This is a genomic window from Herbidospora solisilvae, assembly GCF_009901565.1.
GTDB lineage: Bacteria > Actinomycetota > Actinomycetes > Streptosporangiales > Streptosporangiaceae > Herbidospora > Herbidospora solisilvae.
The window spans coordinates 151445-165368 of sequence record NZ_WXEW01000003.1; the positions used below are offsets into that span (position 1 = coordinate 151445).

10 protein-coding genes and 1 pseudogene are annotated in these 13924 nt (G+C 64.7%); 4 read left to right on the forward strand and 7 right to left on the reverse strand.

Annotation, left to right across the window (positions count from 1 at the left end; genetic code table 11):
• Positions 1–282: 282 nt before the first annotated feature.
• The 5 genes and pseudogenes from GT755_RS10335 to GT755_RS41545 all read right to left on the reverse strand — a co-directional run.
• The gene (locus GT755_RS10335; RefSeq protein WP_161479507.1) at positions 283–912 is read right to left on the reverse strand and encodes a class I SAM-dependent methyltransferase; all 630 of its coding nucleotides are present in this window, start codon (positions 910–912) and stop codon (positions 283–285) included.
• Positions 913–2231: 1319 nt separating this feature from the next.
• The gene (locus tag GT755_RS10340) at positions 2232–3302 is read right to left on the reverse strand and encodes an IS110 family RNA-guided transposase (protein WP_161479508.1); all 1071 of its coding nucleotides are present in this window, start codon (positions 3300–3302) and stop codon (positions 2232–2234) included.
• Between the two features lie 468 nt (positions 3303–3770).
• Positions 3771–4706: an aminoglycoside phosphotransferase family protein gene (locus tag GT755_RS10345; protein ID WP_161479509.1), complete on the reverse strand. Its 936-nt coding sequence runs from the start codon at positions 4704–4706 to the stop codon at positions 3771–3773.
• Positions 4703–5908 (reverse strand): aminotransferase class V-fold PLP-dependent enzyme, encoded by a 1206-nt coding sequence (locus GT755_RS10350; protein ID WP_161479510.1) that lies wholly within the window; start codon positions 5906–5908, stop codon positions 4703–4705. The genes GT755_RS10345 and GT755_RS10350 overlap by 4 nt, the downstream gene beginning before the upstream one ends.
• A 1759-nt stretch (positions 5909–7667) precedes the next feature.
• Positions 7668–8243 (reverse strand): annotated as a pseudogene (locus tag GT755_RS41545) (AAA family ATPase); the annotation flags it as partial.
• A gap of 376 nt (positions 8244–8619) precedes the next feature.
• Here GT755_RS41545 and GT755_RS10360 point away from each other — a divergent pair.
• From GT755_RS10360 to GT755_RS10370, 3 genes are all read left to right on the forward strand, one after another.
• Entirely contained in the window at positions 8620–9513 is an 894-nt protein-coding gene (locus GT755_RS10360) for a DUF6492 family protein (protein ID WP_161479512.1), read from the forward strand.
• 367 nt (positions 9514–9880) lie between these two features.
• A complete protein-coding gene (locus GT755_RS10365; RefSeq protein WP_161479513.1) occupies positions 9881–10258 on the forward strand; it encodes a VOC family protein in 378 nt (125 codons plus the stop codon).
• Positions 10259–10359: 101 nt separating this feature from the next.
• Positions 10360–10743 (forward strand): DUF6766 family protein, encoded by a 384-nt coding sequence (locus GT755_RS10370; RefSeq protein WP_161479514.1) that lies wholly within the window; start codon positions 10360–10362, stop codon positions 10741–10743.
• Here the strand turns inward: GT755_RS10370 and GT755_RS10375 are convergent.
• Positions 10740–11387, reverse strand: a complete 648-nt coding sequence (locus tag GT755_RS10375) for a hypothetical protein (protein WP_161479515.1) — start codon at positions 11385–11387, stop codon at positions 10740–10742. The genes GT755_RS10370 and GT755_RS10375 overlap by 4 nt on opposite strands.
• A gap of 60 nt (positions 11388–11447) precedes the next feature.
• Positions 11448–13118, reverse strand: coding sequence for a metallophosphoesterase (locus GT755_RS10380; protein ID WP_202609878.1), 1671 nt, complete (start codon positions 13116–13118; stop codon positions 11448–11450).
• 242 nt (positions 13119–13360) lie between these two features.
• Here GT755_RS10380 and GT755_RS10385 point away from each other — a divergent pair, with 242 nt between their 5' ends.
• The gene (locus tag GT755_RS10385; protein WP_161479516.1) at positions 13361–13852 is read left to right on the forward strand and encodes a hypothetical protein; all 492 of its coding nucleotides are present in this window, start codon (positions 13361–13363) and stop codon (positions 13850–13852) included.
• The last annotated feature ends 72 nt before the right edge of the window (positions 13853–13924 follow it).

Here is a 13924-nt window from a genome sequence, read left to right on the forward strand (position 1 = left end):
GCGGCTCCATGTCGTTGGTCGCGACATACCGTCTTGATGAGATTTCGCTGGCGAGGGTGTCACGGTAATAGAGACACCGGTGCGGATGCCTCGAGCCAACTGCTATGCCGAACGTTAGGTGCACTGTACGTACCGAGTGCGCAGATCGACTGCTGTCCTACGGCGAACGCCACCTGCGACCATTCCTAGCCCAGGCTGTTATACGAGTATTGAAGGAGCATTGGATGCCCGTGTCACGCGCGGCGTGCCGGGCGATGAGCGAGAGGAGATCTATGGGTCACCTCACATCCGGGCGTGCTTTCTGAACAACATGAAGTGGCCGACGTCGGTGCGGTTGTAGGTGATCTCGACCGGCCGCGGCGACGTCTCGATCAGATCGAAGCCCTCCATCCACTCCTGGTAGGTCTCCACGCTCCGGCCAATGGTGAATAGCCCCTCCGGATCGTCGTACGAACCGGAGACGTAGTCACCGTCGCTTTCCTCGCAGAGCAGGACGTGCCCTAATGGAAGGATCACCCGCCTGATCTCGCGAATCGCTTCCACCACGTTGTGGTCCGCAAGGTGTTGCAGCACTGTGAACGTGAGCGCGAAGGAGAACTCCTCGTCCTCGGCCGGAAGGTGCGCAAGGCTGTTCACGTGACGGAAGTCCACGTCCGGGTGCAACGCCTTCCCCTTCAACACGAATTCTTTCTGCCGCTCGAAGGCGACCACATGCGGTGAGAATTCCTGGAGCACCGGAGATATCCGCCCGTAGCCCGCGCCGATGTCGCATATCCGCGGCATGGCGCCCTTGCCACGAAGCCCGCGTAGATATCGGCGCAGCTCTGTTTGCTCCCGATACATGCGGCTGGCGAACTCGGCCGGGCCCACATCGACTACCTGGTTATCCTGCCATTGATGGGGCTGTTTCATCGCGAACTCCTTGAGTGAGTGGCAGGCGACTCCTGGCAAGACGACACTCAACCAAGATCCGTGCTCTGTCCGAGCATGTCAACCTGATGAGCGTGACCTGGACCCGGGCCTCGCGCAGCTGGGTACAGAGTCAGTCAATATTCGCGCCATTCTGACGGTATTCGTGGGCGCACTCATCGGCCACCCGAGCACGCAATCCTTCCGATTCGATCGATGATCGTCACGCTGTTTATCCGCCGAAGACTCTTTGTCATCGATGATTTATACGAACTTGTCACGCAGGAAAGACGGACGCGCCGGGATGCCCGGCCTCGCGAGGAGCTTTCCTTCGCGCGAGGTCTCATAGTGACCGGAGTCGAAGATCCGCCCGATCACGCCGGACACCCTGCTCCTGATCGGCTCTGTCGCGCAGATGTTCAGTCGAACGTCGTCATGTGCCTCGTGAGGAGTGGCGCGCTCGATCTCGACGAGTCGATCACCTCCTACTGTCCCGGCATCGAGGTGCGCGAGACGGGGCAGATGGCTGTCCTCAGCGCGCTCGTTTGGGCGGTCTGCCGCCATTCCGGGTACTGGCCACAAGGGCAACCAGTCGCCAGGCTACGCCTGCCGAGCTGCTGCATCTGCGGCTTGTCCGGCAGAGGGGACCGATGTTCAGCCGTTGCACGATCTCGCCCCGGTACCAGCCGATGACTGGCTCGAAGCGGCGAACCGTGCGGGAACGGAGCTCGTGACGTCTGCTGGCGTCGTGGCCGGTGCGTGCGCCCCCGGGCCGGTCCAGCGGTGTCGTCAACCGGCTCGAAAGCCGCAGCGGTCGTCGTCATCAGGCATGTTCTCCGAACAGGAGAGCCAGCGTCTCAGGGCGGTAGCCCAGTGCAGCCGATGGAGCAACCCCCTGGATTGCCAGCAGGGCGTCTTCCTTGCGGGGCGTGATGTCAATCAGGAGGAGCTCACGGGATTCTCGGTCATCCGATAGGCCGCCGTATGACGAAGCGCGTGCAATGTCGCCGTACTGGTCGGCTCGTCGGAACATCTGCTGCGTGGCGTGATAGGTCAACGGCCGTGGCGGTCGGCGCAGCCCCCACCACAACGGCTGTTGTTGCCCTTTGGATCAATCTCCTGCGAGGTCGACGTCGGCCAGGCCCTTCCACGGCCGCTGGGTCTTGACCCAATTCGGTCTTGTACAAGCCGATCTGAGAGCTCATTAGGGCGTTTTCCAAGGCGTCGCCGACGGTGCGATCGAGGCGTCAAGCGCGGCTTCGATCAGCCAGGCGGTGCAGGCGAATGAGGTGTATTGGCTGCCGGCGATGCTCTCCTGTGTGTCAAGTGGCTGAGCGCCGGGGATCGGCGTCCTTTTTGATCAAGTAGTAAGCCTCGCGGGCGACGAATCGCTTGAGGCAGCGGATGATCTCTAACTTGGACTTGCCCTCGGTGGTCCGGCGGGCGAGGTATTTCTGGGTGCGGGCATCGATGCGGATGCGGGTGACCACGGCCAGGTGTAGCGCGGAGTTGGCCCGCCGGTCTCCGCCGCGGTTGAGCCGGTGGCGCTGGTGCAGTCCGGAGGAGGCGGGCAGCGGGGCGACGCCGCAGAGTTTGGCGAAGCGGGCTTCGCTACCCAGGCGGGAGGGGTTGTCGCCGCAGCTGATCAGGAGCTGGGCGGTGTTCTCGACGCCGAAGCCGGCGGCGTCCAGCAGGGATGGCGCCAACTCTCGCACCAGGGGTTCGATCAGGTCGTCGAGGTCGGCGATCTCGTCGTGGAGCTCGAGGTAGCGGCGGGCCAGCGATTTCAATGCGATCCGGGTGGCGGCGACGGGATCGCGGAAGGCGGTGACGTCGGGCCGCCAAGCGGCGATGGTGCGGGTGAGCTGCATCCGGGTGAGGTTGCGCAGCTGGTCCCGCAGCTCTTCGGGGGCGGAGATGATTTGGGCGCGGAGCATCTGCAGGGCGACGCGGCGGGATTTGACCGCGGTGGTGCGGGCAATTCGGAGCACCCGCAGGGATTCCACCATGCCATCGCGGGTTTTGGGGGTGATGACGCGACGCCCGGATAGAGCGGCGTGGGCGGCGTTTTCGGCATCGATGGTGTCGTCCTTGCCGCGTCGGCGCCGGTCGGAGCGGTCAGGCCGGTCGACTTCCACTACCTCGATGCCCGCGTGCTGGAGGTGGCGCAACAGGCCGGCGCCGTAGGAACCGGTCCCCTCGACACCGATGCGGCGGACGTCGCCGAAGGTGCGCATCCAGGCCAGCAACGCGCGGTAGCCGGCTCGGGTGGTGGAGAACGACTCGGTGCCCAGGACCCGGTCGCCGGTGTCGACTACCGCGGCGACATGCAGGTCTTTGTGGGTATCCACGCCGCCGACGACGACGCGGGAGATGGGTGCGATGCTGGCCATGTCGGCCCTCCTGGTCGGCAAGGTTGAGTACCGAGGATCGGCACCGGCTCGCCGAAGGCGGCGGACACGACAGTGATGGGACCCCGCTGGCCAGGCTCTCCTCAGGTCACAACCGTCGGCGAGGCGAGCGCCTCGCCGGGATGCTCCCGGGCCACCGACAGATCCGAGGAAGGACAGCATTGTCGATCGGAGTGCGGGTCAGGAAGCAAGGAAGCATCCCGGCACCGGCATCCTGCCGCGTCCCGCTGTGAGGGGCAGGCGACTAAGAACACCGGCAGTCCCATACTCACTATCGGAGTGGTGTACCAGTCCTGCTCCGGTTGGGGTTGCGACCCCGTCGCGCCGCCACACCCCATGTCCCGGCGTCCACAGCGAGTCTCCCCCGTTCGGTCGTCGCGGCCGACAGCAGCCCACGATGGCGCAGGAGTAGACATCACGACGAGCACGGCGTAGACCAACCCGCCCAGGTCATAAAGCGGGGCAACCAGACGGTCTTTCGCGTAGGCGACTGATCATCTCTTGCGGATCTGTTCGCCGTAGGAATTCCTCGATGCGGTATGCCGAGGCTGGCAGGTAAGGGCGGTATTCGGTGACGGAGAAGAAGTAGGTCCAAGCGCGGAGGCGGTGGCCGTCGAGGAGTTCGTGGTCGTGGAGTTCGTTGAGGCGGTCCTCGGTCGTGGCGGGTCCGTTCTGGAACGCCACCCATAGGGCCGCCTCCGCATTGATGTCGCCTATCGCGCCAAGCGGATCGATCGCGCACCAGCCGTCGGGTCCCTCCAGGATGTTCTTGGCCTGGAGGTCCGCGTGGAGAACATGGCGCGTGGTCGCGGTGCGCAGAAGTACGTCCAGAACTCGTTCGGCCTTACCGATGGAGACGATGTCGTTGACATCACCCGCGTTGGCGAAGTGCTGACGGGCCCAGTCGAGTCGTATCCGCGCGACTGCGGACAGGTCTTTGAGTCGAGGCCCGACGGGGAGATCGGAATGGGTGAGACGCCGCAGCAGGTCACCATACTTCCGGCTGTCTTCGATGCCGTTGATCGGCCATGCGGTTGTCCCAGGGAGAATTCTGCTCATCAGGAACACGCCGGAACTGTTGGCACGCCGCACGATCAGGGGAACCGCCGCAGACGAACCCAACCTCTCAAGCTGCCTTATCTCCGCACGCCCAGACGGCTTGGCCAGGGGGATCTTCAGTACGGCGGGAACGCCGTCGGCGGTGGTACAGAAGACACAGCAGGACATGGCGCCACCCTCGGCGATGCCCTGCACTGTCAGCTCCCATCGGTTGGCGTACCACCCGATTCGCCGGGGCAGTGCCGCGATCCAGGCTTGGCCCTCGTCCTCGCCGCGGAGAAAGACGATCGATTTGATCAATCGATCGGGGAACTCGAAAACCTTCACCGTCTGAGGGCGCTCTTGAGCTGAGCGACCACGGCCTCGATATCGGTGAGGTCGTTGTAGACGTGGGTGGCGATTCGCAGAATGCATTCGCCGTCGGCGCCCGGCCCGACCCAAGCACGGATCCCCGCCTGGTTCATCAGCTCTCTGACTTCGGCCACGGTCCACTGATCGAGGACGAAGGCCCGCAGTCTCGGTGGCTGATAGTGGCGGGAGGCGGTGGGCCGTGCACCGACCGAACTGAGCAATTCCACCGCCTCGTTCGCAAGACTCGTGCACTCCGCCCAGGAGCCTTGCCGATCCCATTGCCGCCATTGCTCGATGGCGACGGGCAGGGACAGTCGAGGCACCGGATCGAATGTGCCCGGCCAGGAGAACCGCTCGACGAGATCGGCCGAGTCATATGTGAGTGAGACTTCGGCAGGCCGGACGGTTTCGACCAGTTCCTCCGCCAGCCAGAGGAAACCGACGGGCCGGAGCGTGGGAAACCACTTGTGCGCGGTTCCGAAGGCGACGTCGACCCCCCAGCCCACGGGGTCGAGCGGCACGTGCCCGGGCCCGTGAGCGGCATCCAGAACGAGCCGGCCTCCGCGGCCGTGCGCCCAGGCCGCCATCTCAGCCACCGGGAAGTGCACCGCCGACGAGGAGGCCACCAAACTCATCTGGAGATAGGCGATATCGCCCCGTACGGTGGCCTCGAGCCGATCGATCAGCTGATCTGGTCCGTCGAACGGCAGGGGCACCGGGATGCGCACCAACGTTGCTCCCGACCGCTCACACGCACGCTCCCAACCACGCACGATCGAGGAGTATTCGGTCTCGAGTACGACCACGGTCGTCGTCTCGCTCAACGAAGCGCCCGAAATGACAGCCGCCGCACCCGTCGTCGCGTTGGCGCAGAGAGTCATTGTCGCCGGATCCAGGCCGACTGTCTCAGCAAACAGTTCCGTGGGCCACCGGAGCCGTTCGAAAAGATCTGCTCCCAGAAACCAGGTGGGGTCCGACTCGATCTCGTACCGCATCGCCTCCGCAGCCTCCAGGACACGGCGGGAGGCGATGCCATACGACGCATGGTTGAGGAGAACGACGCCCGGGGCCACGAGGAAGTCGTGCTGCGCGAGCCCTTTCACGATCGCCCGCTCATCTGCCGCCTGTGAATGAACGAAGCCTCGCGAGGTCGGGAACGGCGAACCGGAAGATCGCATGTACAGCCTCCGCCTCGGATGCGGTCACATTTAGCTTCTCCACCGCGAAAAGCACAGGGTCCCAGCCCGGCTGTCGGTCAGACAGCGTCCGAAGATGCCCGGCGAACACTTTCTTCCTCGCCGGATCTATCACGTCCCGGTCGCAAGCCGCCACCAGCTCGGAGAACATCGCCTGGCCGGCGTCCCATCCGTGAAGATCCTCAAGCTCGTGGAGCTGGCATGCCAGCGTTGTGGCAGCCTGGTCCAGGGCATGATCGGCAGATGAGTCGAAGTATCGCGCGAACTCCTGCGCCCCTTCGGCGTGCCTGCCCTGCAACCCGAGCACCCTGCTGAAGTCGCGTAGATGCCACGGGTTCTCGCTTGCGACACCCGAGACGTTGGAGTTGTAGGCAAGCTCGTCAATGAGCTGCCAGGCTCGGTCCAGTTCAAGAACAGCTATCGCCTTCTTACTCAGCCAATGCACGGCCTCGTATTCGGCATATGGGTGGTTTTTTTCCCTCGCTACTTCGATCGCTCGCATTAGCCAAGTTTCGGACAAGTCGTGATCATATGCCGCAAGATGGGCGATTCCTCGATGACCGTACGCCCGTGACTGCAGCTCGGGATTGCCGCTCATTTCCGCGACGATATCGCATAACTCTATGCAGCGGCCGGTGTCCTGTACGGGACCACACAAAGCGATTTCAGCACGCAGCATGAGCACCCCGGCCAGCATTTCGCACGGCTCGGTATGCGTTGATTCCAATTCGTCCAGGAGCCGGCCGCATTCCTCCCAGCTGTCGGTCATTCGCAGGTTACGCGCCCACGAAAACCGGACCATGGCTTCCCGCTCGGGGTCTACGGAATTCGTCCGGGCCCATTCCAGTCCTGCCGCACATGCCGAAGCGGCGCCCACATGATCGGCTTCGACGGCCAAACAGTCGGCCAGCAGCCCATAGGCCTCCAGGGTTCCGGCCGAGGCGACCGCGATCCGGGCTAGTTCCTCGGCCTTGGAGACGGCGCCGAGCGCGAACTGCCGACGGCACGCGGTAATGGCGAAGTCATAGGTTTTCGCCTGTCTACCGGCGGCAAGGGCGACGGCGACAGCCCGGACCTGCAGTTCGTCGTCCCACGGTGGTTCATCTTCCAAGATGTCCAGCAACTTCTGGTGTAGACGCCGCCAACGCGGGCCGTTCGCGGCTCCACGTTCGCGTAGCACCTCAGCCAGAAGGGGATGGTGGATTGTGTAACGGTCCAGGTCGCCACGCGGGGCGGCAGGCAAGACCAAGTTGTGTTCCTGCATGAGCGCGTCCAGCCGCTCATAGACGTCGTCGATGTCCAGCCGGGCGAGGCGGGACAGATAGTCCACCTCGAAGCTGTAGCCGATAAGTGCCGCCGTCTCCAGCAACCGCTGGTCGGAGGCCGTCAGAAACGACAGGCGCTCATCCAGGACCGCTGTGATCTGGGCCGGAGTATGGGAATGCGCTGCCACCGCCTGGTCCCCCAGCCGCACCAGTGATTCGGCGAACAGCGGGTTCCCGGCGCTCAACTCCACGATCTGCCCAACCGCACGCGCGGACACGGATGTTCCCATTGCCCGGCCTGCGGCCTGCCGGACGAGCAACTCGGTGTCTCTCTTCGACAGCCGCTTCAGGTCGAGCTGCTCGCAGTCGGCCCGGTAGCGGCGCAGCCGGAAGACCGCCCGCTTCAACGGATGAGTCTCCGCGTTCTCGCCGGTTCGCATGTGGTCGGATCGGTACGCAAGGACGAGCATGAGCGGGCCTTCGACGCGCAGCGCCATCGTCACCAGCACATCGATCGTGGCGGTGTCCGCCCAGTGCAAGTCGTCGAGGATGAGCAGTAACGGCCCTCGATCCGTCAGGTCGTCGACGAACTGGATCAGCTGGTCAAGCTGGCTATCCATGTTGACCGACGTTTTCCCGGACTCGATGACGGTTTGACCGGTCCTTATCCCGGCTGCGAGGACGTTCCCCACAACGGGGACAGATTCAATCCAGTCAGGTGCATGCAGCCGGAAAGAGTCAGCGATGCGATACAGGAGATCCCGTGATCCGGCGCGGTCGGCGCGGTCGGCGCGCGCTGCGAGTGACCGCAGACATTCTCGTACCGCCTGGAAGGAGTCGGAGGCGAGGGAGTTCAACATCGCCTGCCCATAACCGGCCAGTAGCCCCGCGTCAGAGTGACGGTCCGCGGCGGACTCGGCGAACTCGGTCAGCAACCTGGTCTTGCCGACACCGGCCTCACCCCGTAGTACGACGACGCTGCTGGTGCCGTCCCGCACGGTCCGATCGAGTTTGTCGAGGAGAGTTGCGCGCTCGTGCTCACGGTCGACCATCTGAGTGTTCACAGCGGGTCCCGACACCTACCGACCACCTCCATGTGTCAGTCGCCCCGCAGTCGAGAAAGATCTCGCACAGGCAAACCCATCACAAGGCCGAGGTGGTGTCAAGGACACTTGCCGGCTATCGAGTGAATTCATAGGATATGCCATCGATCTTGAATATCGGCCTCAACTGTGGAAACATCCAGCTGGCCCATCTGTGGCATGAAAAAACCAGTTCGCTCCAACTACAAGGAGTGAATTCCGCCCCTCCGATCGGTGGAGCAGAGACACAAACTGTGCCCATACGTCTCAGACGATAGCTCGGCCCGAGGACTGGAAGTCCAATACGAATACGTTCAGTAGTGGCGTTGGTGGCGAGGGGGAAGGCTTGACGATCGAAGACGGCAACCGGCTGGATGCGGTTCTCCCAGTCGCCGCCCACGACTGGGAACGGTTCGAGAGACTGCTCGCCCCAAGCCTCGCGGCCTTCGGTGGTGAACTACTCGGAACATGCTGGGTTGTCGTGCCCCCGGCTCTGGTCAATGAGGCGACCAAAAGGTGCCCGAGCGGGCCCTATTACGTTGTGTGTGAAGAAGAAGTAGCACCTGGCTTGAGCCGGCTGTGCGAACGCGACTGGTTCAAGCAGCAGGTCGTCAAGCTTGCCATCTCCGCCTTCGTGAGAACGGACTTCTATCTCACCTTGGATGCAGACGTCCTCCTGGTGAGAAACGCAACGGCACGAGACTTTGTGAAGGACGGCCGAGCCTGGTTGTGCGCCACCGATGCGGGGATCCATCCGGAGTGGTATCAGTGGTCGTCCTCTGTCCTGCGGACGACATGGAACGGCCGTTACTACGGCTTCACGCCGGCGGTGCTCAGCGTCGACGCCGTCAACGAACTGTTCCGGTACATCTGCCGAATAACCCGCCCTGGATTGACGAAAGGCATTCGCATAAACCGGCTCGCGGTGAGCGATCTCATCGATCTCCTGCCTTGGACCGAGCATTCACTGTACGGGATCTACTTAGAGGCAGCGAACCGTCTGGAGCAGTATCATTACGTAACGTCTCAGTCTCTCTACGAGAACTCGGTGTGGAAACCGGGAGAGTTCGCTTCATGGGATCCGGCGGATAGTTTCCGTCTGGATGCGGACTTCTTTTTCTCGGTGGTGCAGTCCACCGCAGAGGTGCCCGTGAAGGACGTCTGGGAGCAGATATCCCCTTACTTAGAGAATGGCCATGGCGTGACGAACGATCGCCTCCTGAAAAATGAGGTGATCTAGAGAATTTCGAAGACAGTCGTAGGTGCGACTGCCGGGGCTGAGGACGTGGCCGTCGGCGGGTTGTCTGATAGGGGTCGGGACGTCGATTCCGGCGCCTTCGTAGCCGCCGTCGGGAGGGTGGGAAACCCGCCCGCGGCTGCGGCGTACAGGGCACCCGGCAGTGGGCACCGGTCGCGTCACGAATACTCGAGTCCCGCACGTCCGCCTAGCTCGGATAACGACCTCGCATTTGGCAGTCGTTTCTCAGGGTGCGGCTTGCGATTCAATGCTTTGTGTCCCGCTCGTACTGCGACCTCGGGCTGAACACCGCCTGCCGGGGTAGCACCCCCACTTCACAAGCATCGAGCTCACGACTCCTGGGGGCACCGTGACGAGCCGATTCGCGCAGTGGACGATCGACGTGCTCGACAGCCGGAAGATGGCCGCGTTCTGGTCGCAGGCACTCGGTTACGAGATTGAGCACGACGGGAGCAGCCCGCACCTGTGGCCCCCGTCCGACGCCCCCTCCGGGTCGCTGACGGTCTGGCTCCAGGAGACGGGCGAACCCAAGAACGGCAAGAACCGTAACCATCCCGACCTCCACGTCCCAGACGGACAGGTGGACGAGGAAGTCGAGCGCCTGATCGGCTTGGGGGCCAGACGAGTCGACGTCGGCCAAAGGGGAGACGAGGGGTTCGTCGTGCTGGCCGATCCGGAGGGCAATGAGTTCTGCCTGCTCTATCGGAGGCACCCTCAGGGTGCCTAGTGAGGCAGGACTTCAGGCTGAGGCTCAGGTGTCATCGCGGGATCTCAGGGCAGCTCTGACGTCCGTTCAGGACAGAAGCCATCTGGCAAGGAGCGTGTGCCATGGCCAGTACGCACCTCGAAGGCAAGGTCGGGTCGCCCTTCAGGAAGCCGAAGTTCAGCCGGGCCTATTCTTTTGCGCTGGTGACCGGAGCGTTCTTCCTGATCTCCTGGATCGGCCAGTTCGTCTTCCAGGCGGTCGCGTTCGCCGGCGAACAGAGTGATCATGGCCGGGACTTCGCCTGGGCGGACTATCTGCCGCAGTTCGTGGCGTCCACCCTGGAGAACTGGCAGTCGGAGTTCCTGCAGCTCCTATGGCAGACCGCGGGTCTGGCGGTGCTCTACTACTGGGGTTCCTCCCAGTCCAGGGAGAGCGATGAACGCATCGAGGCCAAACTCGACGCGCTGCTGAGGGAACGCGGCATCGATCCGGCCGATCCGCGCTAGATCACCGCGCTTGCGCTCCGCCGGCGCCGTACCAGCACGAATCCGCCGATGAGCGCAGCCGCACCGGCAGTGCCGGCGGCCACGGTGAGCACCGCCGTGGGTGTTCCCCCGCCCGAGGCGGTGAAGCGGAGCCGGGTGGTCGGCTGGCGTGCCGTGTAGAGCGCCTGCGCCGGGGTGGCGGGTGTCTCGGCGGTCAGCATGGTCCGGTAGTTCTCGTTGAGGTCGGTGAGGGCGCTCACCGTGACGTCCAGGTCGACGGCCGGTTGCGGGCAGTCGAAGGTGAACCGGGCACCCTGAGCGACCAGTTGCTCCAGCGACTCCAGCCGGCCCGGACACGGCTTCCCGCCCTGGGCGACGGTGATCCGGCCGAGCAGGTAGTCCCGCACCGCCGCGGATCGTTGCAGTTTCTGCTCGCCCGTGAGAGCCGTCGACACCGTTCCGGTGACCGGGTTCTCGAACGCGCCGACCGACTGGCCGAGCGCGACCCAGTCGTCCTCGGCGGCCAGCCACGAGATGGTCACGTGGGAGCCGTCGACGCTGATCCGCGCGGTGGACGGCGGGCCGAAGGGATGCGCGGCGGCGGGTACGGCGACCGTCGTCGCCACGGCGAGCAGTGCGCCTGCCAGGCGGGTGCGGAAGGTCACGGGGTCTCCTGTCGGGGCGGAGCCGGGCCGGCGGCGGGTGCGCCGGCCCGGTCCTGGGTGCTACTTGACCGTGATCACCGGGCTGGTGATCTGCTGGGTGGCGCTCTCCAGGTACACCCGGTAGGTGCTGTCCTTGTCGAGGTCGGCCGGCAGCTTGAAGCCGTAGGTCAGCTTGCCGAGCGCGTCGGCGGTCTGGGTGCCGACGTAGATCCGGCTGTCGACCGTGCCCTTGGTGCGGACGAGGTAGACCTTGACCTTCTCGGCCGCGTCGTAGCCGAAGGCGGTGGCGGTGAGCTGCTCGCCCGGCTCGACGCTGGTCTTGTCGACGGTGACCTGCTCGCCGGTGTTGCCGTCGACGAGCTCGGTGACGGTGCGCTCACCGGCGTCGTTCTTGCGGATCAGGAAGCCGTCGTGGTGCTCGCCGTTGGCGTAGCGGGCCTCGAAGCGGATCTGGTCCTTGTCGACGTCGATCATCTGGTAGAGCTGCGTGTTCTCGCTGGTGCTGATCACCTCGGCGCCGTTGCCGGTCCAGTTCACGCCGCCGTTGAGCTCGTACATCTTGCCGCCGGAGACGGAGACCACGTACGAGACGCCGTTGTGCGTGGTCGCGGACTGGCGGGCCGACTTCAGGTTGCCGCGGCCGTACGAGTGGTCGTGGCCCTGGAGCACCAGGTCGACGCCGTACTTCTCGAACAGCGGGGCCCACTGGGCGCGGACCACGGGGTTGTTGCGGGTGCCCGTGTTGGAGTAGACGGGGTGGTGGAAGGTCACCACGGTCCACTTGTTCGGGTTGTCCTTGAGCAGGCCCTCCAGCCAGGCGGTCTGCTTGGCCATCAGCTCGGGGATGGACTGCACGTTGGTGTTCAGGCCGATGAAGCGGACGCCCTGGTAGTCCACGTAGTACGCGGTCTTGGCGATGTTCTGCGCGCTCGGGTAGTCGGTCCAGGCGGGGCCGTTGTCCGGGTACGGGAACTGCGGCACCCAGAACGACGACAGCGCGGAGCCGCTGTACTCGTGGTTACCGGTGATGGAGAGGTTGTTGACCTGGCTGTCGATGAAGCCGCCGGCCTTGAACCACTGGCCCCACTGCTCCTCGCTGTTGGCGGAGTCGATGAGGTCACCGGCGTTGACGATCAGCTTGGCCTGCGGCCGGTCGGCGAACGCCTGGCGGAACACCCGGGGGACGGCCGAGTCGATGTAGTTCTGCGCGTCGCCGTAGTAGATGAAGGAGAACGGCTGGAAAGCGGCGGCGGCGGTGGTGAAGTCGTTCCACTCGCTCCAGTTGGTGCCGTCGCCGACGCGGTAGGTGTACCGGGTGGCGGGCTTGAGGCCGGTGAACTCGACCGTGTGGTACGTCGAGGCGTACCCGAGGGTGGTGTTGACCGGGGTGCTCGACTGCGCCTTCACGTTGGTGACGGCGCCGGCGGCGGGGGCGACCTCGCCCAGCGCGCGAGGCGACTCCAGGATCTCGGCCTGGGCGAACTCGGCGGTGGTCTCGGCCCGCCACGTGACCTTCTGGGACGAGGAAGGCGTGGTGGTCGGGGTGAGGATGACCCGGTCGGGCATCGGGGTGGGCTTGTGGATCTCGGCGGCGGGGAACTTCGGCGGTGCGGCGGCGCCGAACGCCATCGGGCTGAAGGCGATACCGCCGACGAGCAGCGCGCTGGCGCCGATCACGGTCAGTTTGGCCTTCCGGGTCCGCAGGGACCAGGGTCGGGTGGCGTCACTCACGTCGAGCTTCACTCCTGAGGAAAGGGGACTGCATCCCACCGAGGGGCACGATGGGGATGTCCGAATCCACGCAGAATCGGTTGGCCAAAGATCGGCCGGAAGCTTGCCGCAGAGTGAACTGACGATCTCCGTCGCGCTGTTGTGAGCAACGTCACCCGAGGTCACGCGGGGGGAGGCGAGCCGTCATCAGCCCGACACCCGGCGTTGTAGTGATATTTCACATGGTCCGGCAGCCTGCACAGGTGTCGATGACCGTAGCCCGGCGGCCGCACCGCCTTCTGACGATGGCGCCGGCCGTGCTCGCGCTCGGCGCGCTCTTCGTCATCCCGGCCGCGCCCGCCGTCCAGAAGGGCGACGACTTCCTGACCCCCGAGACGACCGGCGTGCTCAACCTGGAGCCGGGTGAGTGCTTCACCGACCCGGAGTACTCCCCGGCGGCGGGCGAGGACATCGTCCTCTACACGACCTGCGACCAGCACGCCGACAACCAGTCCTACGGCTTCGTGCACGCCGACGACGGGCCCTACGACCGCGTCGCGCTGGCCGATTTCGGCTGGACCAGCTGCAAGCGGGGTTTCGTCAACTACTGGCCCGGTGCGGCGGGGGCCGAGCTCGACTACTACCCGATCCTGCCGACCGCCGAGACGTGGGCGGACGGCGACCGCGACATCATGTGCGTGGTCTACGACCCCCGCGGCGAGCTGGGCGGCTCGATGTTGCCCCGCGCCTCATGATTGCGGCGGGCGGAGCCGGGTAGCGGCGGGACACCAGCACAACAGTCGCGCTGCGAGCACTCCCTGTCCTGA

Coding starts and splice junctions, on each gene's coding strand:
- GT755_RS10335 (WP_161479507.1), bottom strand. CDS start 912: ATGAAACAGCCCCATCAATGGCAGGATAACCAGGTAGTCGATGTGGGC.
- GT755_RS10340 (WP_161479508.1), bottom strand. CDS start 3,302: ATGGCCAGCATCGCACCCATCTCCCGCGTCGTCGTCGGCGGCGTGGAT.
- GT755_RS10350 (WP_161479510.1), bottom strand. CDS start 5,908: ATGCGATCTTCCGGTTCGCCGTTCCCGACCTCGCGAGGCTTCGTTCAT.
- GT755_RS10370 (WP_161479514.1), top strand. CDS start 10,360: ATGGCCAGTACGCACCTCGAAGGCAAGGTCGGGTCGCCCTTCAGGAAG.